This window comes from Amycolatopsis sp. 195334CR (assembly GCF_017309385.1).
Classification (GTDB): Bacteria; Actinomycetota; Actinomycetes; order Mycobacteriales; family Pseudonocardiaceae; genus Amycolatopsis.
Genome location: NZ_JAFJMJ010000001.1, coordinates 4,618,170 through 4,641,743 on the forward strand (window position 1 = coordinate 4,618,170; position 23,574 = coordinate 4,641,743).

Annotated in this window: 27 protein-coding genes and 1 riboswitch; of the genes, 14 read left to right on the forward strand and 13 right to left on the reverse strand. The window is 70.3% G+C overall.

The window, feature by feature from the left end:
• Positions 1–11: 11 nt before the first annotated feature.
• Genes JYK18_RS21630 through JYK18_RS21650 form a run of 5 tightly spaced genes read left to right on the forward strand, consistent with a single transcriptional unit; the run spans position 12 to position 2,483 of the window.
• Positions 12–530, forward strand: a complete 519-nt coding sequence (locus tag JYK18_RS21630; protein WP_206803745.1) for a hypothetical protein — start codon at positions 12–14, stop codon at positions 528–530.
• A gap of 21 nt (positions 531–551) precedes the next feature.
• Complete coding sequence (locus JYK18_RS21635) at positions 552–998, forward strand: hypothetical protein (RefSeq protein WP_206803746.1); 447 nt, start codon at positions 552–554, stop codon at positions 996–998.
• Positions 998–1,336, forward strand: coding sequence for a hypothetical protein (locus JYK18_RS21640; protein WP_206803747.1), 339 nt, complete (start codon positions 998–1,000; stop codon positions 1,334–1,336). Before JYK18_RS21635 ends, JYK18_RS21640 begins: the two co-directional genes overlap by 1 nt.
• Positions 1,336–2,292: a glycoside hydrolase family 25 protein gene (locus JYK18_RS21645; RefSeq protein ID WP_206803748.1), complete on the forward strand. Its 957-nt coding sequence runs from the start codon at positions 1,336–1,338 to the stop codon at positions 2,290–2,292. Before JYK18_RS21640 ends, JYK18_RS21645 begins: the two co-directional genes overlap by 1 nt.
• Positions 2,289–2,483: a hypothetical protein gene (locus JYK18_RS21650; RefSeq protein WP_206803749.1), complete on the forward strand. Its 195-nt coding sequence runs from the start codon at positions 2,289–2,291 to the stop codon at positions 2,481–2,483. The genes JYK18_RS21645 and JYK18_RS21650 overlap by 4 nt, the downstream gene beginning before the upstream one ends.
• 97 nt (positions 2,484–2,580) lie before the next feature.
• On the opposite strand, the gene JYK18_RS47555 is transcribed toward JYK18_RS21650, so the two are convergent.
• The 10 genes from JYK18_RS47555 to thrC form a co-directional block, all read right to left on the reverse strand.
• Positions 2,581–2,703, reverse strand: a complete 123-nt coding sequence (locus JYK18_RS47555; RefSeq protein WP_277992178.1) for a hypothetical protein — start codon at positions 2,701–2,703, stop codon at positions 2,581–2,583.
• 268 nt (positions 2,704–2,971) lie between these two features.
• Positions 2,972–3,397 carry a helix-turn-helix transcriptional regulator gene (locus tag JYK18_RS21655; RefSeq protein ID WP_206803750.1) on the reverse strand — a complete coding sequence of 142 codons (426 nt, stop codon included), beginning with the start codon at positions 3,395–3,397 and terminating at the stop codon, positions 2,972–2,974.
• Positions 3,394–3,684 (reverse strand): hypothetical protein, encoded by a 291-nt coding sequence (locus tag JYK18_RS21660; RefSeq protein WP_206803751.1) that lies wholly within the window; start codon positions 3,682–3,684, stop codon positions 3,394–3,396. The genes JYK18_RS21655 and JYK18_RS21660 overlap by 4 nt, the downstream gene beginning before the upstream one ends.
• Positions 3,681–3,932 (reverse strand): hypothetical protein, encoded by a 252-nt coding sequence (locus tag JYK18_RS21665; RefSeq protein WP_206803752.1) that lies wholly within the window; start codon positions 3,930–3,932, stop codon positions 3,681–3,683. Before JYK18_RS21665 ends, JYK18_RS21660 begins: the two co-directional genes overlap by 4 nt.
• A gap of 84 nt (positions 3,933–4,016) precedes the next feature.
• Positions 4,017–5,225 carry a helix-turn-helix domain-containing protein gene (locus tag JYK18_RS21670; RefSeq protein ID WP_206803753.1) on the reverse strand — a complete coding sequence of 403 codons (1,209 nt, stop codon included), beginning with the start codon at positions 5,223–5,225 and terminating at the stop codon, positions 4,017–4,019.
• A gap of 90 nt (positions 5,226–5,315) precedes the next feature.
• The gene (locus JYK18_RS21675) at positions 5,316–5,579 is read right to left on the reverse strand and encodes a hypothetical protein (RefSeq protein WP_206803754.1); all 264 of its coding nucleotides are present in this window, start codon (positions 5,577–5,579) and stop codon (positions 5,316–5,318) included.
• Positions 5,580–5,812: 233 nt separating this feature from the next.
• A complete protein-coding gene (locus JYK18_RS48035; RefSeq protein WP_206803755.1) occupies positions 5,813–7,732 on the reverse strand; it encodes a winged helix-turn-helix domain-containing protein in 1,920 nt (639 codons plus the stop codon).
• On the reverse strand, positions 7,725–8,477 hold the full coding sequence (locus tag JYK18_RS21685) for a DUF2637 domain-containing protein (RefSeq protein WP_206803756.1): 753 nt from the start codon (positions 8,475–8,477) through the stop codon (positions 7,725–7,727). Before JYK18_RS21685 ends, JYK18_RS48035 begins: the two co-directional genes overlap by 8 nt.
• Positions 8,478–9,700: 1,223 nt before the next feature.
• The gene (locus tag JYK18_RS21690) at positions 9,701–10,438 is read right to left on the reverse strand and encodes a ComEA family DNA-binding protein (RefSeq protein WP_206803757.1); all 738 of its coding nucleotides are present in this window, start codon (positions 10,436–10,438) and stop codon (positions 9,701–9,703) included.
• A gap of 236 nt (positions 10,439–10,674) precedes the next feature.
• Positions 10,675–11,934 carry a threonine synthase gene (gene thrC / locus JYK18_RS21695; RefSeq protein WP_206803758.1) on the reverse strand — a complete coding sequence of 420 codons (1,260 nt, stop codon included), beginning with the start codon at positions 11,932–11,934 and terminating at the stop codon, positions 10,675–10,677.
• Positions 11,935–11,945: 11 nt separating this feature from the next.
• Positions 11,946–12,079, reverse strand: a riboswitch (SAM riboswitch).
• A 123-nt stretch (positions 12,080–12,202) separates the two neighbouring features.
• On the opposite strand from thrC, the gene holA reads away from it, so the two are divergent.
• Complete coding sequence (gene holA, locus JYK18_RS21700; protein WP_206803759.1) at positions 12,203–13,171, forward strand: DNA polymerase III subunit delta; 969 nt, start codon at positions 12,203–12,205, stop codon at positions 13,169–13,171.
• Positions 13,172–13,618: 447 nt separating this feature from the next.
• Here the strand turns inward: holA and sthA are convergent, their stop codons facing one another.
• Positions 13,619–15,034 carry a Si-specific NAD(P)(+) transhydrogenase gene (sthA, locus tag JYK18_RS21705; protein WP_206803760.1) on the reverse strand — a complete coding sequence of 472 codons (1,416 nt, stop codon included), beginning with the start codon at positions 15,032–15,034 and terminating at the stop codon, positions 13,619–13,621.
• Positions 15,035–15,114: 80 nt separating this feature from the next.
• Positions 15,115–15,375 (reverse strand): 30S ribosomal protein S20, encoded by a 261-nt coding sequence (gene rpsT / locus JYK18_RS21710; RefSeq protein WP_206803761.1) that lies wholly within the window; start codon positions 15,373–15,375, stop codon positions 15,115–15,117.
• Between the two features lie 158 nt (positions 15,376–15,533).
• Here rpsT and JYK18_RS21715 point away from each other — a divergent pair, with 158 nt between their 5' ends.
• From JYK18_RS21715 to JYK18_RS21740, 6 genes are read left to right on the forward strand one after another with little or no spacing between them, the layout of a single operon-like run.
• Complete coding sequence (locus JYK18_RS21715) at positions 15,534–16,394, forward strand: EamA family transporter (protein ID WP_206803762.1); 861 nt, start codon at positions 15,534–15,536, stop codon at positions 16,392–16,394.
• 22 nt (positions 16,395–16,416) lie between these two features.
• Positions 16,417–16,806: a VOC family protein gene (locus JYK18_RS21720; RefSeq protein WP_206803763.1), complete on the forward strand. Its 390-nt coding sequence runs from the start codon at positions 16,417–16,419 to the stop codon at positions 16,804–16,806.
• 14 nt (positions 16,807–16,820) lie between these two features.
• Positions 16,821–17,906 carry a DUF6346 domain-containing protein gene (locus tag JYK18_RS21725; RefSeq protein WP_206803764.1) on the forward strand — a complete coding sequence of 362 codons (1,086 nt, stop codon included), beginning with the start codon at positions 16,821–16,823 and terminating at the stop codon, positions 17,904–17,906.
• A 21-nt stretch (positions 17,907–17,927) separates the two neighbouring features.
• Positions 17,928–18,407 (forward strand): YbaB/EbfC family nucleoid-associated protein, encoded by a 480-nt coding sequence (locus JYK18_RS21730; RefSeq protein ID WP_307795983.1) that lies wholly within the window; start codon positions 17,928–17,930, stop codon positions 18,405–18,407.
• Positions 18,407–18,721, forward strand: a complete 315-nt coding sequence (locus tag JYK18_RS21735) for a hypothetical protein (RefSeq protein WP_206803765.1) — start codon at positions 18,407–18,409, stop codon at positions 18,719–18,721. The genes JYK18_RS21730 and JYK18_RS21735 overlap by 1 nt, the downstream gene beginning before the upstream one ends.
• Entirely contained in the window at positions 18,721–19,737 is a 1,017-nt protein-coding gene (locus JYK18_RS21740) for a WXG100 family type VII secretion target (protein WP_206803766.1), read from the forward strand. Before JYK18_RS21735 ends, JYK18_RS21740 begins: the two co-directional genes overlap by 1 nt.
• A gap of 21 nt (positions 19,738–19,758) precedes the next feature.
• On the opposite strand, the gene JYK18_RS21745 is transcribed toward JYK18_RS21740, so the two are convergent.
• On the reverse strand, positions 19,759–20,349 hold the full coding sequence (locus JYK18_RS21745; protein WP_206803767.1) for a class I SAM-dependent methyltransferase: 591 nt from the start codon (positions 20,347–20,349) through the stop codon (positions 19,759–19,761).
• A gap of 93 nt (positions 20,350–20,442) precedes the next feature.
• On the opposite strand from JYK18_RS21745, the gene lepA reads away from it, so the two are divergent.
• A complete protein-coding gene (gene lepA, locus JYK18_RS21750; protein ID WP_206803768.1) occupies positions 20,443–22,332 on the forward strand; it encodes a translation elongation factor 4 in 1,890 nt (629 codons plus the stop codon).
• A gap of 4 nt (positions 22,333–22,336) precedes the next feature.
• Positions 22,337–23,548, forward strand: a complete 1,212-nt coding sequence (locus tag JYK18_RS21755) for an amidase (RefSeq protein WP_206803769.1) — start codon at positions 22,337–22,339, stop codon at positions 23,546–23,548.
• Positions 23,549–23,574 lie beyond the last annotated feature (26 nt).

The window sequence follows — 23,574 nt, forward strand, 5'->3', positions numbered from 1 at the left end:
AAGGAGCCGTGATGCCCAGCACCCCGACCTACAGTTTCCCGTACCCGGCGCTGTCCGACGCGCCCAACGTTCCCGCCGGTCTCAAGGCTCTGGCCGAGGCGGTGGAGGCGGTCCTGCCCACCCTGGGCAAGAAGCCCATCGTCTACACGGGAACCGCCGCAGGATGGACCGGAAACGTGGCCGTACAGCAGAACATCCTCTCCGTGGCGATCCCGGACCCGGGCTGGGCCTACAAGCTCACCTGCTGGGCCAGCATCGGCCTGCTCGTCGGCCCCTCGGTGAAGGTCGAGGTCAGCTTCCGCGACAACACCGCCGCCGGACCGCTGATCGGCCCGATCACCACGTGGGACCGCGCGGGCGCCGACACGCTCTCCACCTACTACTACAAGACCGTGATCGGCTCGACCGGTTCGCTCACGGGCGGGCGCACGGTCCACTTGACCGGCGGCAAGACCGGCCCAGGTGGCAACGGCACTGACTTGCTGGGGTCGGCCTACAGCGCCGCCATCGTCACGGTCAATCCGGTCTGAGCGTCCCGAAAGGACAGAATTATGACCCTCACGCTGCGCCGCTCGCGGTCGCCGTTCGAGGTCGGGGTACTGCTCGCACTCGGCGTGCTCTCGATCGTCTCGGCGGTGTTCTTCGACCAGGCGGCCACCTTCACCGCGCGCCAGCTTCCCGAGCCGCTGGGCCACATCATGTACGCCGGAACGGCGGTCGCCGCAGGCGTTGCGCTGACGGGCGTGTGGTGGCGGCACGACATCGCCGGGCTGCTCATCGAACGGATCGGCCTGATCTCGTTGGCCAGCTGGACGCTCGGCTACGGCCTGGCGGTGCTCGCCGTCTCCGGTGCACGCGGAATCCAGTTCGGCGGCTACATGGGCGCGGTGGCGGCCATGGCACTGGTACGGGCCTGGCAGATCGGCCGGGAAGCCCGGGAACTGTCGCTCGTTGCTGGCGCAGCGCAGCGGCTCAAGGACGAAAGCGAGGGCGCGTGATGCCCTGGTGGGTAACGATTCTGGTCGCCGTGCTGAGCGTCTTCGGCGGCGGCACGCTCGGCTCCCTGCTGTCCGTCCGGCGCGTCGGCCGGAAGATCGCGGCCGAGACCGAGCAGTCCCGCGCTGACGCCGTAACGGTGATCGCCGAGGCGGCCAAGGGGATGGTCGAGCCGCTGGCCAAGTCGCTGAAGGTCGCCGAGGAACGCGCGGACCGGCTGAACAACAAGCTGATGCTCGCGGAGGCTGAGGTCCAGGAGCTTCGGGGGCAGGTCGAGCGGCTGACCAAGGACGTGCAGGCCAAGCAGGCCGAACTCGACGAGCTGAAGGGCGCACGCTGATGGTGTTGTACGGGCTCGACATCAGCCACCACCAGGGCACCAACCCGGCGATGGGCGAGGCCGCCGCGCAGGGCGTGGCCTTCTGCATCGCCAAGGCGACGCAAGGCAAGTCGCACCAGGACACCCGGTTCGCATGGAACATCGGCCGCGCCAAGGCCGCCGGGCTGATCGTCGGCGCCTACCACTATCAGCAGGGGTCGCACTCCGCCGAGTCGCAGGTGGACAACGTGAAGCGCACGGTGCCCGCCGGGATGCCGGTCATCCCCGACGTGGAGAAGGACTCCGGCGGCGTGGGCCTGACCCGCGAGATCGTGGCGCGTCTGCGAGAGGCCGGCTACCCGGTGCCGCTGCTCTACCTCCCTCGCTGGTACCACCAGCAGCTCGGCTCGCCCTCGCTGAAGGGCCTGCCGCCGCTGTGGTCCAGCCGCTACCCGAACTACACGCCCGGCTCGCTGGCCGGGATCTACAGCACCATCCCGGCGTCCTACTGGACCGGCTACGGCGGCCTGGAGGTCGCCCTGCTCCAGTTCACCAGCTCGGCCCGCGTCGCGAACTACGGCCCGCTGGACGGCAACGCCTTCAAGGGCACCAGACAGGAGTTCGCCGCGCTGCTCGGCGGGCAGACCGCGCCCGGCCCCGTCCCATCACCCGACACCGAGGAGAACGACATGGAACTGGACCCGGGCATCGAGAAGTCGAAGACCCTGGTGGTTCGCGAAGGCGCCAAGAAGCTCGTGATCTCGCGCGGCTTCGAGGGGTTCCTGCTGCACCACGTCAAGTGGTTCGGCGAGACCAAGGACACCGGCGCGAACGAGGTGGGCAAGGCCCAGGGCGAACTCTGGATCGACCCCGCCCGCCCCTGGCAGGGCAGCGTCCCGTCCGACGCCGTCACCGCCGAGGTCTTCTACACGCTCGACGACGACACGCAGCACGCGGCCGTGGCGGCGTTCCGGTGAGCGCCCCGTGGTACCGCCGGTACGCCAAGGCCCTGCTGGGCGGACTGGCCAGCCTGACCCCGGGCGCCGTGGCCGGACTGCTCGCCCTGTTCGGCGTGGACATCGACGAAGCCACCGCGCTGGCGGTGTGCACCGTGCTCGGCGCACTGGCCGGTGGCGCGACCGTGGCCCGGGTGGAGAACGCGAAGTAGACGACACAGCAACGAAAAAGCCCCCGCACTGCCGGTTTTGCCGGGTCGGTGCGGGGGCTTTTTCATGTCCGGGTTCGGGCGGTGCCCGCCTCCCCGGTTACGCGCCGGATGTGTCCTGCGCGTCGTCTGTGGACTCGCCCTCGGCGTCGTCGGCCGTGTCGTCCGCGTCCTCCTCCGCGCTGCCCTGGCTCCGGTCGTTGGCCCATGGGTACCTGCCCACCTGGTGCTCCCTTCCTGTTGCTCCATCGGAAAACTGGCGCACCGGGGGCGGCCTGGAGCTGAAGCAGGCCGCCCCCGGCCGGTCCCCGGCCGCGCTGCGGGAAACATGCGCGTTCTCGGGGACCGCTGCCGGGGATGAACGACCCGGCAGGGGGCTGGTGCGGACCCAACCGGCGCCCCGGTCGAGGGGGGTGACAGAACACCGGCCGGTCCGCGAGTCCGGAACGCCCGCGCGAGGGGGTGCGCAGGCCCACCGGACCGTCTGGGGGTCAAAACCGCTGGAGCTTGAGGAGGCGCCGTTGCAACCAGTCGGGCGCCACATCGCACAGGACAGCCGCCGCTTCGATGGCGTCGGGGGTGAGCCGGATCAGCTCGTTGCCGTACGCCTCGGCCCACACCGCGAGCGGCCGTAGTCTCAGGTCTTTCACGCTGCGCAGGCGCGGCGCGTGGATCACCTGCACCCGTCCGCCCTCCATCGGCCACACCGACGCCACCGGCTGACCGACGACCCGGCAGTAGTCGAGCAGGCGGTCTATCGGGATCTGCCGGATCCCGGTCTCCCAGGTCCCGATCGCCTGCACGGTGACCTCGGCGAGCATCCGGGCGGCTACGTCCTCGCGGGTGAGGTTCAGCAGCGCGCGGGCGATGCGCAGGTTCCGGCCGAGTTCGACCTGGAAGGTCAGCTGGAAGGTCACCGTGGGCCTCGGCTCTCCCAATCGGCGCGCGCGGCCTGCCGGTTCTCCTCCGCAACACGCGCGTTCTGCCGCCTCGCCCACGCGGCCCGCTCGGTCGAGGTCGTCGAGCGCGGCCCGCGCCAGGTGCTGCTTGACTCGGCGGCCAGCAGCTCGTCCCGCAACACCCTGTTCGTGCGCTTCAAGCCCTCGATGTACTCATTCCACGACAAGTCGGAGGACGGCTTGTAGTTGGCGTCACCGGCGCCGGTGTTGCCGCCCCGGATGCCGAGATCCCAGTCCCGGCTCACGGGGTGCTGTCCTCGTCCTCGGTCGGCCAGTTCGGGTCGCAGTTGCACTGCCGCTGATGCATCAGCGCATCGAAGATCGACGCGCGCGGGGCAGAGCACCGACGGCACGACCGCCACCAGCGCAGCGCGTCGGCGGCGCTCTCGGGTTCTTCCCAGCGGGGCACCGGCAGCTCACCGACCGTCGGCAGCTCCCCGGACGCGGGCCGCAGCAGCGCCTCGACCTCGCCGAACTGCACTCTCGCGCTCACCGTCGCGCACCTCCCTGTGATCGGGAGGTGACGTTAAGAGCACTCAGAGCGAACTTGTGTCACCCAATGACACAAGACCCGGTTTCACCCAGTCGGTGCAACGCCCATCCGCCAGGCGAGGCCGCGCAGCTCTCGCCCGACGGCATCCCGCCGGGCGTTGTGGAGCAGACCGGCGACGGCTTCACGCGCGAACAGGTTGTTCCTGATCCGCTGCGGCGCCACCTCCTCGGCCTTGATCAAGGCCGCCACGCCCTCGTCACGAGTCCGGCGGTCCGCGATCAGTGCCCGGCCGACGTCCGCGAGGTACATCCCCTGCCTCGCTTTCGCGGGTACGGCATCCGGCCGAACCCCGCGCGACAGCTCGACCGCGCGGCCCGGCTCGCCCATCTCGACGCCGATGGACACCCGCCACATGCGCACGTTGTCGGCGCCGAAGTGCAGCATCGCGAACACCGGAGAGCCTTCCGGCAGGCGGGCAGCGAGGGCTTCGGCCTCGTCGAGGTGCGTGCTCGCCATGTCCGCGTCCCGCTTCGCCGCCGAGGCAAGGGCGGCGTTCAGGTGCAGCATTCCGGCAGCTTGAAGGACGTCCGGGCTGTCGAGCCCGCCCGCGATCTCGTCGACCGTACGCACGCTGAGCGCGTACTGCGCGGCGCGTCCGGTACTGCCGAGGGCATGGCCGCGCAGCCACGCCGCGAAGCCGATCCAGTCACTCTCGCCCAACTCGCCGGCCACGTGCTCGGCCGCTCGGGCGGCCATGACCGGGTAGCCCTTCGAGCCGAGGCCCTTCGTGATCACCGTGGCCGAGTGGAAGAGGTGCAGCAGACCGATGAGGATCGCGCGCCTGTGCTTCGGCTTCTGGACGTACGCCGCGTGCAGTTGCTCCAGCAGATCCGGCACGACCTTGCCCTGTTCCGCGTAGTCCGCTGCCGGTCGCAGCACGGTGTTGAGGTGGTCGATGCGGGCGGCCAGTTGCGGCCACGGCTGTGCCTGGACGCCAGGGTCCACACCGAGGTCATAGCTCGACAGGGCCACCTCGACATCCCGCAGCGCGGCGTGAGCTTCAGCCCCGACGGGATCGCTTGGCGCATAAGGGGCGCCGGTGATGTCGGTCGGCGCGACGCCGAGCGCACGGCACAGGTTTTCGAGCACGTGGCGACTGTTCAGGGGCTCTTCGCCGCGCTCGATCTTCCCCAGGTAGCCGTGGGTGATACCGGCAAGGGGACCAGCCTCTCGGAGGGTGAGCTGTCGCCATGAACGAATTTCACGGATGCGACGGCCGATGTCAGAGTCCATGAGGGCACTCCTTCGCAGGTGTGACCTCCTCGCATACCCCCGGCCCGTCGGCCGGGGGCGATACCTCCTGCGAAGAGGTGCACCACCAGGCTACCCAACGGTCACGCTGACGACGATGGCCACGGCCGCGAGGGCAGCGGAGATGATGGCGACCCACAAGGCCGTATGTGTGAGGGTCGTCTGCCTGCGCGACAGTTCGAGAGCTTGGGAAGCCGTCTTGTTCGCCTGCTCGGCCAGCCTGAGCGCTTCGCGCTCGCGTTCGACCTGCTCGGCTTCCTTCTTCTTCTGCTCGGCTTCTCGCCTCTGCCGCTCGATCTCGTGTTCGGTCCCTTCGCGATCACGCTTCTCGCTCATCTCGCGGTCCCAACCGATGTACCACGGCTCCTGGTACTGGGGCGGTTCGTGTGGACTCACCGTGGACGCGTCCTCTCGTCAGTACGTGCTCGGTAGTCGGATGATCCGTGCGCACCGTTACCTCACCCAACGTGACTGTTTAGAGAACGTCGGAACGCTCGCCGAGCGCTCAAACCTCGCGTACGCCTGCGCGTATGGGCGTGGGTGAGCGTTGAGCGCTCGGTGGAGCGGAGTCACACGGAGTGAACGTGATGCCGAGTCCACTTACCCCGGCCCTCGCGCTTGACCAGGCCGTCCTTCTCCAGTTCGGCGAGCACGCGGCGCAGCGTGGACTCCGCGATGTCGAGCTGCGCGCGGATCTGGGCCGGGCTCACCGGCTCGTCGCCGAGCAGGGCGAGCACCTGGCCGCGCCGGTCCTGCGTGCGCTGGTGCGGCACGGCCGGAGTCGGGTTCTGCCATCGTGGCGTTTCGCCATCGTGGGAAAACCCGACTTTGGGCGTGACCTGGGGTTCTTCCGCCACCTCGGCGACCTCGGCCAGCAGCAGGGCCTTGGTGCCCTCGTCGAGCGGGTGCGGCTCGGTGCGCGCGATGAAGGCGTTGCGCTCGGCGACCGAGGCGAAGTAGCCCTTGGTCTGCCTGGGGACCTGGTGCTCGGCGTCCTTGACGATGAACACGCCGGTGCCCAGGCCCTCCGAGCGCCAGCCCAGGTCCCGCGATCCGCCCCACATCGTCTTGGACTGCTGCTCGTCGAGGGCGAGGGAGATCTTGGTGAACTGCGCCCGCATCTCGGTGGAGCCCACGTCGGACTTGGTGGGGTTCTGCGTGGCCAAGATCAGCCGGACGCCCACCTTGCGGGCGCGCTTCGCTAGGCGGCCGGTCAGCTTCTTCACCCGCTCGCCGCCCGCCTCCACCAGGTCGGGGAACTCGTCGAAGATCGCCACCAACCACGGCATCTCCGGCGAGGGAGCGAAGGAGTCCGGCCCGCCCTCGGCCTTCTCGGCCGCCAGCTTCCGCTCCCGGTAGGAGACGATCTCCAGCAGGCGCTCCAGCAGGGTGATCGACTCGTCCTCGTCGGTGGCCAGGGGAGCGGCCAGCAGGGACTCCCACGGCCCGAGGGTGGCCCCGGCCGCCATGTCCGAGCCGACCACCGCCACGTCCCCGGCCTGGAACAGCCACAGCAGGATGGACTCCACCAGGACGCTCTTGCCGCCGCCGGTCTGGCCGACGATCAGCAGGTGCCGCAGGTCCACCAGGTTGGGCGTGCCGTCGTCGAGCAGGCCGAGATCCAGGCGGCAGCCCAGGTGCGCCAGGGACTGGCTGGTCTCCAGCCCGAGCACCGGGTGCGGGAGCTTCGCCTTCCACGGGTCCTTGGGCAGGATGCGGACCTTCACCCGGCGGCCGTTGGTGGGGTCCTCGGTGATCTGGACCGCGCCGGTGCGCAGGTTGAACAGCGAGACCAGGCGCCGGGCGGCGCCCGCCGCTTCGTAGATGGTCTCGGCGGGCTTGAGCGAGATGGTCAGCAACACCCCGGAGTTCTGGAGGCGTTCCGAGCGCACCACCTTGGAGCCCACCAGCCCGCGCATGCCGTGCTCGTCGTCGGCCACCCGCTTGGGCCAGGCCCGGGTGAACCGGTTGGCAGGTCCCTTGGAGCGGATGCGCCGATGCCAGGACCACGGGCCGCCGAAGACCGCCAGCGACGCCAGGCCGGTCCACCAGGTCGCCTGGTTCCAGCCCCACAGGCTGGTGGCCGACATCCACGCGCCAGCCACCACCAGGAGACCGAAGGCGTACACCCGCTCCACCGGGCGGTCCAGGACTCCGCGTTCGCCCGCGTCGGCATCGCCAGGCACCAGCTTGGTCACCAGCCACACCAGGGCGGTCGCCAGGCGCTCGTTCACCAGGGTGGCCACCAGGCTGGCGATCACCAGGACCGCCAGCGCACCAGGCAGTGCCCACCAGGTGGGCCACCAGGCGTGGATCACCAGGCTGGTGAAGCCCGCCAGGATGAACACCCAGACCGGCACCAGACCCCGCCGCCAGCGCCACGCCAGGCGCGCCAACCAGCCCGCCAGCACGAGGAAGCCGCCCAGCAGGAACGGCACGTCGAAGGCGTACCAGGACCGGCCGATGGTCAGGTGCCGCTTCCTACCCACCGTCGGCGCCCTTCACCAGCGCCAGCGGGGTCTTGCGCGCCTCGGCGAGGACCTGGCGGGCCTGGTGGTCGGAGATCCCCAACTCCTTCGCCAGACGCCCACGGCCCACCTGTTCGCCAGCCGCCTCGGCCTGGCGCACCAGCTCCCGGGCGCGCTCCACCAGGTCACCCGCCACCGGGCGCGGCTGGCGCTTGGCGGCAGGGGCGGGCTTCGGGCGCTTGGCGGGCGCGGGCTCGGGGTCCTCCACCGGGCTGGCGGGCGGGATCGTGGGCGCCTGGTCCTCGGTGGTGGCTCCCGAGGTCTGGTCCTGGTGGTTGGCGATCTCCTGGCGGTGCCGGGAGACCGCCAGCAGCCCGATCCCGGCGGCCGTCATCAGGCCGTCAATCACCAGGGGACCGACCGAGGCCGACAAGGTGGGGTAGTGCCAGTGCAGGAGCAGGTCCCGGATGTGCTGGTAGGAGATGACGGCGGAGAACAGGGCCACCGCCCCCACGCCGAGGTAGATGGCCACCTTCCAGGTCCAGCGGTCCGGCCACGGCACCCGCGACAGCACCTCGACCGAGATCAGCAGTGCGAGCGGCCACACGGCGGCGCCGATCTGCGCCGCGAGCGTCGGGCTCCAGCCGGCGTCTGCCCCCTCGGGCGGAATGCGGGTCGCCAAGACGTTGGCGGCCACGCTGACCACCGAGCCGAAGAGGAAGCCGCTCCAGGTCGAGAGGTGCCCCGGGGTTGTGTTCGCGCGCATCACGCGTCCTCCCCGGAGTTCCAGGCGTGCCACACCGGGTGGTGCTGCCACGTCGGGCAGTCGCGGAGGTTGCCAGGGCACACCGGGCTGTTCCCGGAGCCATCGCACCTCTGGATCCGAGGCATGGCGTTCGGGTCGTTGTGGCGGCGAAGGGTGCCGTCCTTCGTGAGCCCGTGCTGGTGCTTGCACTCGGGGCACAGCCCGCGCGCGGCCATCAGCCGAGCCCGATCAGCGGGGCGCCGATGCCGCGCACCCACGGCAGCACGATGACGAGGGCCGACACCACGGCCACCCGGTAGATCCACACACGCATGCGAGCGCTCCTCGGAGGTCAGGAGCGGGCGGGCCGTCTGCCTCCCGGCGATGGTGCCCACTGGACTCGCTCGTCCTAGCCGCATGTGTAGGACGAGCATTGTTCCCGCTGACCGCCGTCAGGTGTGACAGGCCCGCATCACGGAACTCGTCCTCCACCCGACGTGACATGCCGGTGGTGTCACCGACCGCCAGCCCCGGCACCAGCCCAGCGGGTTCCTCGCTGAGCACGCCGGATGCCTTCCGGAGTCCTGCTCGCATTGATGCGGCTGCCCGCTGCCACCACGGCGCCTCGGTGACCGCTAGAGGTGGCCCTCGTACTTGGAGGGCCGCCACGGTCAGCTCGGCCTGACGCCCCGGGGCCAGGGAACCCGAGGCCGTCACCTGCTGCCCTGGCAACAGATCCGACCAGCCTTCCAACGCGGCCAGCAACACCACTCGACCGTCGGAGACCACTGCCCGCCGGTCGACCGTGGCTTCGGCGACCTCAGCCGGGATCAGCACCGCACTCGTACCACCTGCCCTTCCCGCGTAGCCGGCCGAACGGATCGGCCGGGGCCGTTCGGTGACCGTCACCCGGAACACCGCGTGTACTCCTCGATCCGCCGCCGGACGGATCGGATCCTGTTGCGCGGCCTGCAACCGTGGCGTCACCACCACCGCGAGCAGCGCGCCGAAACCCAGTAGTGCCAACAGAAGCGCTCGAAACCGCTCGTCGCCCGCTGCGCGGCGGCGGGCGACGACCAGTCCGGCAACCGCCATCGCTGCGACACCCGCGCCGACCGCGAGAGCCACCCACCAGCCGAACAGCAGGCCGCCGAGCGTGCCGAGCCACACGGTGAGCGCGGCCGGTACCAGCCGCATGTCGTGCCCGGCCGGTTCCGGGGTGACCGCCGAATCGGCGGCCTGGGTCATTGCACGGTCACCTGATCACGCAAGCGCGTGAACCGGGTTTCGCCGATTCCTTCCACTTCACGGAGTTGCTCGACCGCGGTGAAACGGCCGTGTTGATTGCGCCAGTCGAGAATGCGTTGCGCGGTCACTTCTCCGACACCGGGTAAATCGTCGAGCTGAGCCAGGCTCGCGGTGTTGAGGTCGACCTTGACCTCGGGTCCGGCGCCGGGGGAAGTCGGCGCCGGACCTTGGGCCTGTGGTGGTGCTCCCACATCGAGTTGCTCCCCGTCGCTGAGACGGCGAGCCAGGTTCACGGTGGCAAGATCGGTGCCGGGTAAGGCGCCACCGGCCGCACGCACCGCGTCGGCGACCCGCGCTCCGGCGGGAAGCGTGACCAGGCCCGGCCGGATGACCTTGCCGATCACGCTCACCACCAACTCGGCGGACGCGCTCGGTGGTGGTGCGCTGGAAACCGGTGCCGCACGGGCGATCGGCAATGGCGGGGCGCGCTCCGGCTCCGGCCCGCCGCCGAACAGCAGCAGGGCCGTGAGCACGATCGAGAGCACACCGGCGATGGCGAACACGATCGCGGTGCGGCGTTTTACCGGACTGCCACGGGCTTTGGGGAGCCAACGCGTGACCAGCCTGCGCGTGCGGTCGCGTTCGACCCGGGCCGCCAGTTCGGCGAGATCCGGTTTCGGTTCCTCGGAGGATGGTGCTCCGGGATGGGCGAGTGATTGAAGACGTTCGAACACGCCTTCGACGCTATGGGGATGGGGCGGGGGAGGCCAGGGGGCGGGGCGGGGGCTGTGGATAAGTGGGTGGTTGTGGACAACTCAGCGGGCGGCGTGGACGAATTCGGCGTTCGGGTGTTTGATGGCCGAAGAGCCGTTGTTTCCCAGCGCCGAGTCCGTTGTTCTACCGCGAAAGACAAATGTGGCTCCCGGACGGGCCAGCGTCCGGAAGCCACATTCGTGTTCAGGAAAGGAGATTATTTGGCGAGAGCTTCGCGAACCGCGTCGGCGGAGGCGGGCACGGTGGCGCGCGGGCCGATCTTGCCCTCGACGGCATCGAGCGTCTTGAGGCCGTCACCGGTGATCAGGAGAACGGTTTCCTCGTCCGGGTTCAGCTTCCCGGCCTCGACGAGCTTCTTCGCGGTCGCCACGGTCACGCCGCCGGCGGTTTCGGTGAAGATGCCTTCGGTGCGCGCCAGGAGGCGGATGCCCTCGACCACCTCTTCGTCGCTGACGTCCTCGATCGAGCCGCCGGTGCGGTTGACCACGTCCAGCACGTAGGGGCCGTCCGCCGGGTTGCCGATGGCCAGCGAGCGGGCGATGGTGTCCGGCTTGACCGGCTGCACCACGTCGTGCCCGGCGCGGAAGGCGGCCGAGACCGGCGAGCAGCCGGTGGCCTGGGCGCCGAAGATCTTGTACGGCGACTGCTCGACGAGACCGAGTTCACCCAGCTCGCGGAAACCCTTGTCCACCTTGGTCAACTGAGAACCGGAGGCGATCGGCACGACAATCTGCTGCGGGCGGCGCCAGCCCAGCTGCTCGGCCACCTCGAAGGCCAGCGTCTTCGAGCCCTCGGAGTAGTACGGCCGCACGTTGACGTTGACGAACGCCCAGTTCTCGTTCTCCGCGGCGAGCTGGGTGGCCAGGCGGTTGACGTCGTCGTAGTTGCCGTCGACGGCGATGAGCGCGCCGTCGTAGACCGCGGTGGTGAGGATCTTGGCCCGCTCCAGGGTCTTCGGGATCAGCACCACGGATTCCCAGCCCGCGCGGGCCGCGGCCGCGGCCACGGCGTTGGCCAGGTTGCCGGTGGAGGGGCAGGCCAGCACCTCGAAGCCGAACTCGCGGGCGGCGGCCAGTGCCACCGCGACCACGCGGTCCTTGAACGAGTGGGTGGGGTTGCCGGTGTCGTCCTTGACCCAGACTCGCTTGAGCCCCAAGGCTTTCGCGAGCCGGTCGGCACGCACCAGCCGGGTACAGCCGGGCTCGGTGTTCGGGATCTCCTCGACGTTCGACGGCACCGGAAGGAGGCTCTTGTAGCGCCAGATGTTGCGCGGGCCCTTCTCGATGTCCTCGCGGCGCACGCGGCCGAAGTCGTAGGCGACCTCGAGCGGGGAGAAGTCCTCGGCGGAGACGAACTCGGGCGCCAGCGGCTGGCGGTGGCCCTCTTCCTTCGACACCAGCTCGACGGCCGGGCCGAGGTCCAGGGTGCGCTTGGTCGTGCGGAGGGTGGCAGTCATCGCGAGGTCCTTCCTCATCTGCCCCACGGGTGTGGGCCGGAATTGGCACCGTGATCGTCAGCTACCTCGCGGAATCGAGATGACAGGCTGACGCCGGTTGCCGGGGCTTCTTCGGGCCGTATCCCTCTGCCCCTCTGGATGAGCGGTATTCGGTTGTCGGGCCGCGCTGGGCGCGGCGCCTCGCCAACACCGTACGGCATCACGCCGTGCCCACGCGAGGACCTCACCGTGCCGGGCTAGCCGTAGCCGGGCGTGGCAGGATCGTGCCGTGACCGACGCAGCCGCGCTCCACCTCGTGCTCGGCGAGGAAGAACTGCTCATCGAGCGGGCGATTCGAGCCGCTCTCGAGGCCGCCCGTAGGGCCGATCCGGCGGCGGACCTCACCCGGATGAAGGTGTCCGAACTCACAGCCCCGGTGCTGGCCGAGCTGGTCAGTCCGTCACTGTTCAGCGAGGGCCGGGTGATCGCGATCGATGGGGCGCAGGACGCCTCGCAGGAGATCGGCGACGCGATCCTGGCCTACGTCAAGGACCCCGCCGATGGGGTGGTGCTCGTGATCGTGCACACCGGCGGCGGCCGGACGAAGGCGGGCAAGGCGCTGCCTGCTGCCCTGCGCAAGGCCGGGGCGGAGGTGGTCGAATGCCCGAAGATCACCAAGCCCGCCGAGCGGGAAGCCTTTGTGCGCAACGAGGTCCGGCAGGCGGGCGGCAAGATCGACGCCGCCGGGGTGATGGCGCTGATCGACTCGGTGGGGTCGGATCTGCGGGAGCTCTCGTCGGCCGCGACGCAGCTGGTGGCCGACTCCGGTGGGAAGGTCGACGAGCACGCCGTTCGGCAGTACCACCGGGGCCGGGCGGACGTGACCGGGTTCGCGGTGGCGGAGAAGGCGGTGTCCGGGGATCGGGCGGCGGCGCTGGAGTCGGTGCGCTGGGCGATGCAGATCGGTGTGCCGCACGTGCTGGTCGCCGACGCGCTGGCGGACGCGGTACGGACGATCGCAAGGGTGGCCGGGGCCGGGCGCGGGAACCCGAACGCGATGGCGGGGGAGCTGGGGATGCCGCCGTGGAAGATCCGGAAGGCGCAGGGGCAGGTGCGCGGGTGGGGGCCGGACGGGCTGGCGGACGCGATGCGCGTCGTGGCGAAGCTCAACGCGGACGTGAAGGGGGCGGCGGCGGATCCGGACTACGCCCTGGAGCGGGCGGTGCTGGCGATCGCGGCGGCTAAGGAACGGCGCTGAGGTCAGCAGCTTCGGGGGACTGGTTCGGGAACTGGCGTGTTGGCACGGAGCTGAGGCGCTGACACGCGGGGCGCTGGCGTGGGGCTGAGGCGCCGACGCGAACTGGCGCGCCGACGCGAACTGGGTGCCGACGCGAACTGGCGCGCCGACATGATCTGGGCGCCGACATGGAGCTGAGGTGCCCGCGCGAATCTGGGGCACCGGCACGGATGTGCGGCACTAGCACGGAGCTGGGGCACCGGCACGGATGTGCGGCACCAGCACGGAGCTGGGGCACCGGCATGGTGGTGTGGCACCAGCACGGAGCTGGGGCACCGTGACGGATGTGGGGTCGGCACGAGCCGCCAGCTGGGTACTGGCGGGTTTGGCGCGGGCCGGGTGGCTTCAGTCGCTGGCGCTGGATCGGGGCTTCGAGCGTCGCTGGGTGTTGGGCTGGGGTGGCAAAGCTCAGGTGGTGGTGAAGCGGGCCAGGGCGCGGATCTTGTTCGTGGCGTCCAGGGCGGCGACCTTGTAGGCCTCCGACAGGGTCGGGTAGTTGAAGACGGCGTCCACCAGGTAGTCGACGGTGCCGCCGCAGCCCATTACGGCTTGGCCGATGTGGACCAGGTCGGTGGCGCCGGTGCCGAAGACGTGGACGCCGAGCAGCTTCCTGTCCTCTGTGGACACCAACAGCTTCAGCATCCCGTACGAGTCGCCGGCTATTTGGCCTCGGGCTAGTTCGCGGTACCGGGCGGTGCCGGTTTCGTAGGGGATCGACGACGAAGTCAGCTCAGCCTCCGTCGCGCCGCAGTAGGAGATTTCCGGGATGGTGTAGATGCCGATCGGCTGGAGGGCGGCCAGTTCGTTCGCCGGCTCACCAAATGCGTGGTAGGCGGCCAGCCTGCCCTGGTCCATCGAGGTCGCGGCCAGCGCGGGGAAACCGATCACGTCACCGACGGCGTAGATGTGCGGCACCTCGGTGCGGTAGTGGCCGTCCACGCTGAGCCGTCCGCGCTTGTCGGCCGTCAAGCCCGCGTGCTCCAGGCCGAGCGCGTCGGTCATGCCCTGGCGCCCCGCCGAGTACATCACCGCTTCGGCCGGGATGCGCTTTCCGCTGGCCAGCGACGTCACCGTGGCGTGCTCGCCGACCGCCACGTCGACCACCTTCTCGCCGAACCGGAAGGTCACCGCCAGGTCCCGCAGGTGGAACTTCAGCGACTCGACGATCTCCGGGTCGCAGAACTCCAGCATCCGCTCGCGCTGCTCGACCACGGTCACCCGGCAGCCGAGCGCGGCGAACATCGACGCGTACTCGATGCCGATCACCCCGGCCCCCACCACGACCAGCGAGGACGGGATGCGGTCGAGGCTCAGGATCTCGTCCGAATCGAGCACCCGCGCCTCGTCGAAGTCGACCTCCGGGGGTCGCGCCGGCCGCGTGCCGGTGCCGATCACGACGAACTCGCCGGTCAGCGCCGTCCGCTCACCGCGCGGACCGCCTTCGACCGCGACCGTGTGCGGATCGGTGAACCGGCCGAGGCCGCTGACCAGGTGCACCCCGTTGCGCAGCAGCTGCGCGCGCACCACCTCGACCTCACGCCCGATCACGTGCTGCGTGCGCGCCATCAGATCCGAGATGGTGATGTCCTGCTTGACCCGGTAACTCGCCCCGTACAGCTCGCGCTGGCTCATCCCGGTCAGGTAGTGCACGGCCTCGCGCAGCGTCTTCGACGGAATGGTGCCGGTGTTGACGCACACCCCGCCGACCATGTCGTGGCGGTCGACCACCGCCACGCGCTTGCCGAGCTTGGCCGCGGCGATCGCGGCCTTCTGCCCGCCGGGGCCGGAGCCGATCACGATCAGGTCGTAGTCATAGGCGCTCACGCGCCATAGCCTGCCCTATCGAGACGCCGAACACACGAAAAAGCCCCCGGTTGATCACCGGGGGCCCTTCGGGAAGCGGCTCAGAGCGCGTTGACGCGCTTGGCCATCGCCGACTTCTTGTTCGCGGCCTGGTTGGCGTGCAGCACGCCCTTGGTGGCGGCCTTGTCCAGCTTGCGGGCGGCCTCCTGCTGGGCCTCGGTGGCCTTGGCCTTGTCGCCGGAGTCGGCGGCCTCGCGGAACTTGCGGATCGCGGTCTTCACCGAGGACCGGATCGCCTGGTTGCGCTGACGCGCCTTCTCGTTGGTCTTGATGCGCTTCATCTGCGACTTGATGTTGGCCATACCGGCGCTCCCTCTGGTTTCCTCGGGTGGTCGCCGCCGCGTCTGTCAAGTGGCCCCGCGACTGCGGGTTTCCTCCATGGCGGAATGCCACGCGGCAACGAGTGAAAAGCCTAACATCCTGCTCAGCGGCCTCGCGGGCGGGCGTAGGTTGATCTCCGGTGAACGTGACGGCCCTGCTCCTCGTGCTCGGTGCGGCCGTGGTGCACGCCGGGTGGAACCTCGCCGCGAAGCGGGTCGCCGGCGGCGGGGCGCGGTTCGTCTTCCTCTACTACACCGTGACCGCGGTGGTCTTCGCGCCGGTGGCGGCGATCTCCCTGCTGTTCGCCGACGAACGTCCACAGTGGACCTGGCTGCTGGCGGCGGCCGGGACCGCGGTGCTCCACGTCGCCTACGGGATCGTGCTGCAGCGCGGGTACGCGGTCGGCGACCTGTCCGTGGTCTACCCGCTGGCCAGGGGCAGCGGGCCGCTGCTGTCGGTGCTGGCCGCGGTGCTGGTCCTCGGCGAACGGCCGGGCTGGCTCGGCCTGCTGGGCGCCTTCCTGGTGGTCGCCGGTGTGCTGGTGATCGGCAGCGGAGGCGCGGGCACCGACCCGAAGCAACGCCGCGCGGGCATCTTCTACGGCCTGCTCACCGGCGCCGCGATCGCCGGGTACACGCTGTGGGACGCCCATTCGGTGACCAGCCTGGCCGTGCCGCCGCTGGTCTACTTCAGCCTCGGCGCGGTGCTGCAGAGCGCGCTGCTCGCGCCGTACGCCCTGCGTGGCGCGGCCACCGGCAGGCTGTGGCGCGAGTACCGCCGCGAGGTGCTGCTGGTCGGCGTGTTCTCCCCGGTGGCCTACCTGCTGGTGCTGTTCGCCATGCGGATGGCGCCGGTGAGCTTGGTCGCACCGGCGCGGGAGCTCAGCATCGTGCTCGGCGGCCTGGCCGGGTGGCTGGTACTGGGTGAAGCCGACCCGCTGCGCCGCGTGCTCGGTTCCTGTGTCGTGCTGGCCGGGATCACCGCCATTGCGGTGGCGTGAACGCGCCGGTAGGGAAGTAGGCATGGAAGTTCTGAACAGCCGAGTGCTGCTGATGCCGAAGGACCTGGAGGTCTCCACGGCCTTCTACCGGGACACCCTGGGCCTGGCGATCTACCGCGAGATCCCGGTCGGCACCATCTTCTTCCTCGGCGGCGGCTTCCTGGAACTCGTCGGCCGCGGGGAGACCGGGCCGACCCCGGACATCGCCTTCTGGCTGCAGGTCCGCGACCTGGAAGCCGCGCTGGCCGAACTGGCGGCCAAGGGCGTCGAGCCGGTGCGCGAGGCCCGCCGCGAACCGTGGGGCCTGGACGAGGCCTGGATCGCCGATCCCGACGGCACCCGGATCGTGCTGGTCGAGGTGCCCGCGGGCCACCCGCTGCGCACCGACGTCCGGGACCACTCGAAGAGCTGAGTTACCTTCGGCGCGTGACGAACCCCACGCGCCGACTGGTCAAGGCGCTCGCCTGGTGTCTCGCGCTGGTACTCGGCCTGCTGGCCTGGAGCACGGTCGCGCGGGTGACCTACGGCGGTGATCCGGTGGCCGACCGGCTCGGCGTGGCCACCGTCACCGGCTGCGCCGAGCACGGTCCGATCGGGCCGCACGGCTTCGGCACCAGCTACACCTGCCAGGCCGACGTCCGCTGGTCGGACGGCGAAACCGAGCACGCCGAGTTCCCGGCGGGCCAGCTCGAGCCGGGCGAGCGGGACGTGCCGGTCTACCTCGACACGTCCGAATCCGGCCGCGCCGACACCACGCTCGGCCGCAACGACACGGCGAAGTACTCGGCCGTGCGGTTACCGGCGGTGATCGGGTTCGGCTTCCTGGCCGTGGTGCTCGCGCTCGCCGCCGCGGTCTCGGTGTACCGGGTCTTCCGCCCGGAGGAGCGGGCCGAGGCCAAGGAGTGGCCGGTCACGCGGGCCGAGCGGAAGGCGATCCGGATCCCGCGGCTGCAGCTGCTCGTGGCCTGGCTGGTGGCCGCCGTGGCCTACACCGTGCTGGCCACCATCCCGCGATACGACGCGCCCCGGGGCGAGGGCAGCTTCACCTCGCCGTGGCCGCAGATCGAACAAACGCTGCTGGTGGACCCGCCCGCGACCGGCGTGGTGATCATCGGCCTCATCCTCGCCGTGCTGGTCTGGGTGATCTTCTCGTCCGTGCGCACCGACGCCGCGCGGGTGCGCCGGTACGGGGCCGAATTTCTGGCGCGTGACCAGCGGAAGAAGCCCGTTGCGGCCGAACGGCCCAAGCGCGGTGCGGCCGGACTGGTCATCGGGTTGCTCTTGCTGGCGGTCGCCGCGTGGGGCACCATCCGCGTCATCTCGACCGGGACGGCCGCGCCGTTCCCGGTCTGGCTGGCTTCGGCTCGGGACGCCGTGCTGTTCGCCTGCCTGGGCGCGCTCTGGCTGGCTACGGCCGAGACCTCGCACCAGCGGATCGCGCGCCTGCTCGCCGAGCACGCCGGACCGCGATCCGGATCGGGTGGAACCGGGGGCGGTACCGCTACGTCGTAGCCGCTGAATGGAAGGACAGCTGTGGCAACTGAGGGAATGGCCGGTGGCGAGCAGTGGCTCGCCGACTACACCCGGCGCGTCGGGGACATCCAGCGCAAGGCGCAGGAAACCCAGGACCAGATCAAGAACATGCGTGCGCGGGCGAGCAGCCCCGACGGCGCGGTGACCGTGGTCCTCGCGCCGGGAGGCAGACTCGAGAGCCTCACCCTCAGCCCCGCCTCGGTCCAGCTCGGGCACCAGCGGCTGGCCGCGTCCATCACGCAGACCATCCAGGCCGCGCACGCCGACGCCGCCGCGCAGACGCAGGCCGCGCTCCAGCCGCTGGTCGGCGAGTCCGACGCGATGGAGTTCCTGAAGGACCAGGTCGGCGCCGCGATCGCCGAGGACCCGGCCGCGCCGCAGGCCGAGGACCAGCCGCCGGCGCCGCAGCAGCCGCGCCGCGACACCGGTCCGGACGATGACGACGAAGACTTCGGCGGCTCGATCATGAGGAGGGTCTGATGCCCGACGGTGGGTTCAAGGCGAAGCCCGACGAACTGCTCACGCACGCCGGCACCGTGCTCAAGCTGGGTGACCGGCTCAACCGGGCCGGGTCGAAGGGCGCCGGGGTCGATCTCGGCATGGAGACCTACGGGATCATCGGCCAGGCCTTCAGCGGCGGCGTGCGCGACCAGATCTCCGAGACCGCGACCGCGCTGAACGAACTGGGTGAGGGCCTCACCGACTTCAGCGAGGGCATCAAGGAGGCCGGTGGCGCCTACGAGCGCTTCGAGAAGGAAGTCCAGGAGCTGCTCGAACTGTTCAAGGAGGACTGATGGGGGCCACCGACGGCGCGGGGATCGTCGACACCGTCTACCAGGCGGCGAACGATTTCAACAATCCCGAGGACTGGGCGATGGACGGGCTGGCGCTCGGCCTCGACGCTCTCGGCCTGATCGCCAACCCGCTGGGCGGCCTGCTCAGCGCCGGGATCGGCTGGCTGATCGAGCACCTGGACTTCCTCAAGGAACCGCTCGACGACCTGGCCGGCGACCCGGGCAAGATCAACGAGATCGCCGCGGTCTGGGGTGAGCAGATCCGCAAGGAGGTCGGCCAGATCGCCGACGACTACGGCAAGGCGATCGAGACCGAGACCGCGGGCTGGGAGGGCCAGGCCTCGGTCAAGTACCGCGAGACCGGCCAGCAGATCGTCGAGCAGATCAAGTCGCTCGACGCCGCTTCGGCCGCGGTGTCCGAGGGCCTGCGCGGCTCCGGGCAGCTGGTCGCCACCGTGCGCGGCATCATCCGCGACATCATCGCCGAGGTGGTCGCCGAGATCGTGCTGGCGGCCGCGGCCGCGCTGGCCACCAGCTGGTGCACGCTCGGTGGCTCGATCGCCGCGTTCACCGGCTGGGCCGTGGCGCGGGGTGCGGCCACCGCGGGCAAGATCGCGGGCAAGATCTCCAAGCTGCTGATGAAGCTGGCGAACATCCTCAGCAAGTTCAGCAAGCTCCGCGGCGCGGTGCAGGCGCTGGGCAAGCTGGCCAAGCGGTTCGGCGACACGGCCAAGACCCTCGGCAAGACCGCCGCGCGCAACGGCAAGTCCCTGCGCCAGGTCGAAGGCGCGGTGGACGGCTGGAAGGACGCGGTCACCAGCAAGCTGCCCGGCGGGCTCAAGCACGCCGCCGACAGCGTGGACGGGCTGATGGGCAAGCGGGTCCGCGACGGGTTCGCCGACACCATGAGCCCCGGCAACCTCGGCCGCGTCGGCCTGTACGAGGCCGCCAAGGAAGAGGCGAACGCGGACGAGAACTACGAGGAAGCCAAGCAGAACGTCGCGAAGGGCTCCTAGCCCGCTCTCGGCGGAGCGAGTTCAGTCCGAGCTGATTGCCCGCAGCTGCGCCGCTCGCGCGGCCATCGGGCCCGGCGGGTCCCAGACCCACGTCTGCAGGTCGGTGAAACCGGCTTCGGTCACTTCGGCGGCGAGTTCGTGCCTGCTCACGGGAAGCCACTTCTCGTGGGCGGACAGCACGAGCTTGCCGCCGGGCCGGAGCACCCGGCGCAGTTCGGCGAGCGCGGCCGCGCGATCGGGCCACAGCTGCACGTTGTTCACCGAGATCACCACGTCGGCCGAGTTGTCGTCCAACCCGGTCTCCGCGGCGGAGCCGAGGTGCAGTTCCACGTTCTCCGCGCCTTCACAGCGTTCGGCGCACAACTCCAGCATTTCGGCGGACGGGTCCACGCCGATCACCCGGCCGGCCCGGCCCGCCGCGGCGAGCACGCCGACGCCCGGTCCCGGCCCGACGACCAGCACGGTCTCACCCTGGGTGAGCCGGGCCACGTCGACCACGTGGCGTTCGGTGGCCGCGTTGCCCGCCGCCATCACCCAGCCGCCGAGGCGCCCGAGCAGCCCGCGCGGGTGGCCGAAGGCCCGGTCCAGCACTTGTTCGAGGGAAGTACTCATACCTTCGATGTCAACACGGAGCGCAGCCGGTCGCATCGGGGATCGCCCGGAGATGAGCACTGGTCAACCGGGTCGGTGACCCTTCATGGGACGATGGAGCTGCCGAATCCCGACTTTCGCCGAGGACCAGTCACTGTGACGTTCGCCGACACCACCTTCACGCCGCCGGAGTTGATCCGCAACTTCTGCATCATCGCGCACATCGACCACGGGAAGTCCACCCTGGCCGACCGGATGCTGCAGCTCACCGGGGTGGTCGAGGAGCGGGCGATGCGCGCGCAGTACCTCGACCGGATGGACATCGAGCGCGAGCGGGGGATCACCATCAAGGCGCAGAACGTGCGCCTGCCGTGGCAGGTCGACGGGCAGGACCACGTGCTGCACCTGATCGACACCCCCGGCCACGTGGACTTCACCTACGAGGTCTCGCGCGCGCTGGAGGCGTGTGAGGGCGCCATCCTGCTGGTCGACGCCGCGCAGGGGATCGAGGCGCAGACGCTGGCCAACCTGTACCTGGCGCTGGAGAAGAACCTCCACATCATCCCGGTGCTGAACAAGATCGACCTGCCCGCCGCCGAGCCGGACAAGTACGCCGCCGAGCTGGCGCACATCATCGGCTGCGAGCCGTCGGACGTGCTGCGGGTCTCGGCGAAGACCGGGCAGGGCGTGACCGAACTGCTCGACGAGGCGGTCCGGCAGGTGCCGCCGCCGGTCGGCGAGGCCGACGCCCCGCCGCGCGCGATGATCTTCGACTCGGTCTACGACACCTACCGCGGCGTGGTCACCTACATCCGCGTGGTCGACGGCAAGATCACCCCGCGCCAGAAGATCAAGATGATGTCCACCGGCGCCACCCACGAACTGCTCGAGGTCGGCATCATCTCGCCGGAGCCGAAGGCCAGCGCCGGGCTCGGCGTCGGCGAGGTGGGCTACCTGATCACCGGCGTGAAGGACGTCCGCCAGTCCAAGGTCGGGGACACCGTGACCTCGGAGCGCAAGGGCGCCGAGGAGCCGCTGGCCGGGTACCGCGAGCCGAAGCCGATGGTCTACTCCGGGCTGTACCCGGTGGACGGTTCGGACTACCCGGTGCTGCGCGAGGCGCTGGAGAAGCTCCAGCTCAACGACGCCGCGCTGACCTACGTGCCGGAGACCTCGGTGGCGCTGGGCTTCGGCTTCCGCTGCGGGTTCCTCGGCCTGCTGCACCTGGAGATCACCCGCGACCGGCTGGAGCGCGAGTTCGGCCTCGACCTGATCTCCACCGCGCCGAACGTGGTCTACCAGGTCTATCTGGAGGACGGCAGCGAGGTGACGGTGACCAACCCGTCGGACTGGCCGACCGGGATGAAGATCGCCGAGGTGCACGAGCCGCTGAGCAAGGTCACGGTGATCGCGCCGTCGGAGTTCATCGGCGCGATCATGGAGCTGTGCCAGGGCAAGCGCGGCCAGCTGCTGGGCATGGACTACCTGTCCGAGGAACGCGTGGAGCTGCGGTACAACCTGCCGCTGGCGGAGATCATCTTCGACTTCTTCGACTCGCTGAAGTCGCGCACCCGCGGCTACGCCTCGCTCGACTACGAGGAGGCCGGCGAGCAGGCGTCCGAGCTGGTCAAGGTCGACATCATGCTGCAGGGCGAGACGGTCGACGCGTTCTCCGCGATCGTGCACAAGGACGCCGCGTACTCCTACGGCAACCGGATGGCCACGCGGCTGCGCGAGCTGATCCCGCGCCAGCAGTTCGAGGTGCCGATCCAGGCGGCCATCGGCTCGCGGATCATCGCCCGCGAGACCATTCGCGCGATCCGCAAGGACGTGCTGGCCAAGTGCTACGGCGGGGACATCTCGCGGAAGCGGAAGCTGCTGGAGAAGCAGAAGGAAGGCAAGAAGCGGATGAAGACGGTCGGCCGGGTGGAGGTCCCGCAGGAGGCCTTCGTCGCCGCACTGTCCACTGAGGACGCTTCGGACAAGGGCAAGGGCAAGAAGTAGCGCTGTGCGCCTGGCGGCGGTGGCGCGGGCGGTCCGGGACGGCGAGTTGGATCCGGCCGAGCTGCTCGACGGCGCACTGGCGCGGGCGACGGATCAGGGTTCGCTGAACGCGGTCGTGCACCTCGACCGCTCGGCGGCGGTTCGCGCGGACGGTCCGCTCGCCGGGATCCCGGTGCTGGTCAAGGAGATCATCGAGGTCGAGGGGCTGCCGTTCCGCTGCGGCTCGGAGGTGTTCGCCGACCGGGTCGGGGCCGCGGACGCAGAGGTCGTGGCCAGGGTCCGGGCGGCGGGCGGGGTGGTCTTCGGGCTGACGCACAGCCACGAGTTCGCCTACGGCTGCACGGGCTCGGCCAACCGGGCCGGGCCGTGCCGGAATCCGCATGACCCTTCGCGCATCACGGGCGGTTCGAGCTCGGGCTCGGCGGCGGCGGTGGCCGCCGGGATCGCCGGGCTGGCGCTGGGTACGGACACGGCGGGCTCGGTGCGGGTCCCGGCCTCGTTGTGCGGCGTGGTCGGGGCGAAACCGAGTCGTGGCCTGCTGCCGGTGGACGGGGTGTTCCCGCTCTCGCGGTCGCTGGATCACGTCGGCGTGTTCACCGGTTCGGTGGCGGACGCGCGGTATGCCGTCGAGGTGCTGGGACGGATTTCGTTGCCCGCCTTGGATTCTCGGCCTCGGCTCGGGGTGGTCGACGTGGAAGCTTCGCCCGAGGTGGCGGCGGCCTTCGACGACAGCCTCCGTGCGCTGGAAGCCGCGGGGGCGCGGCTGACCCAGGTGGGCTTCGACTGGGACGAGCTGAACCGGACCGCGGTCGAGCTGCAAGGGCCGGAGGCCGCGGCGGTGCACGCGGAGTTGCTTTCCGAGGAGTACCAGCCGGATGTGCGAGACCGGCTACGGGCGGCGGCGGAAGTGCCGGGGTGGCGGTACGTCCTGGCGCGGGAGCGGGTTCAACCGCTGACCGCGGCGGTGGAGCGGGTGCTGTCCGAAGTGGACGCTGTGGTGCTGCCGACGGTGCCGATGCGGGCCACGCCGATCGGGGACGAGTCGGTGCGCGAACCCTTGCTGCGGCACAACCGGCTGGCGAACCTGACCGGGTTCCCGGCGCTGAGCGTGCCGATGCCGATCGCGGGACTGCCCGCCGGGATGCAGGTGCTGGCGCTGGACGACGCCCGTGCGTTCGGGGCGGCGGAGTGGGTGGAGGCCGCCCTGGTGCCGTGAATGTGACTTTCACGGCACCAGAACGG

Coding starts and splice junctions, on each gene's coding strand:
- lepA (WP_206803768.1), top strand. CDS start 20,443: ATGGAGCTGCCGAATCCCGACTTTCGCCGAGGACCAGTCACTGTGACG.
- JYK18_RS21640 (WP_206803747.1), top strand. CDS start 998: ATGCCCTGGTGGGTAACGATTCTGGTCGCCGTGCTGAGCGTCTTCGGC.
- JYK18_RS21745 (WP_206803767.1), bottom strand. CDS start 20,349: ATGAGTACTTCCCTCGAACAAGTGCTGGACCGGGCCTTCGGCCACCCG.
- JYK18_RS21720 (WP_206803763.1), top strand. CDS start 16,417: ATGGAAGTTCTGAACAGCCGAGTGCTGCTGATGCCGAAGGACCTGGAG.
- JYK18_RS21645 (WP_206803748.1), top strand. CDS start 1,336: ATGGTGTTGTACGGGCTCGACATCAGCCACCACCAGGGCACCAACCCG.
- JYK18_RS21735 (WP_206803765.1), top strand. CDS start 18,407: ATGCCCGACGGTGGGTTCAAGGCGAAGCCCGACGAACTGCTCACGCAC.
- JYK18_RS21670 (WP_206803753.1), bottom strand. CDS start 5,225: ATGGACTCTGACATCGGCCGTCGCATCCGTGAAATTCGTTCATGGCGA.
- JYK18_RS21675 (WP_206803754.1), bottom strand. CDS start 5,579: ATGAGCGAGAAGCGTGATCGCGAAGGGACCGAACACGAGATCGAGCGG.
- JYK18_RS21740 (WP_206803766.1), top strand. CDS start 18,721: ATGGGGGCCACCGACGGCGCGGGGATCGTCGACACCGTCTACCAGGCG.
- JYK18_RS21685 (WP_206803756.1), bottom strand. CDS start 8,477: ATGCGCGCGAACACAACCCCGGGGCACCTCTCGACCTGGAGCGGCTTC.
- rpsT (WP_206803761.1), bottom strand. CDS start 15,375: ATGGCCAACATCAAGTCGCAGATGAAGCGCATCAAGACCAACGAGAAG.
- JYK18_RS21635 (WP_206803746.1), top strand. CDS start 552: ATGACCCTCACGCTGCGCCGCTCGCGGTCGCCGTTCGAGGTCGGGGTA.
- thrC (WP_206803758.1), bottom strand. CDS start 11,934: ATGACTGCCACCCTCCGCACGACCAAGCGCACCCTGGACCTCGGCCCG.
- JYK18_RS21630 (WP_206803745.1), top strand. CDS start 12: ATGCCCAGCACCCCGACCTACAGTTTCCCGTACCCGGCGCTGTCCGAC.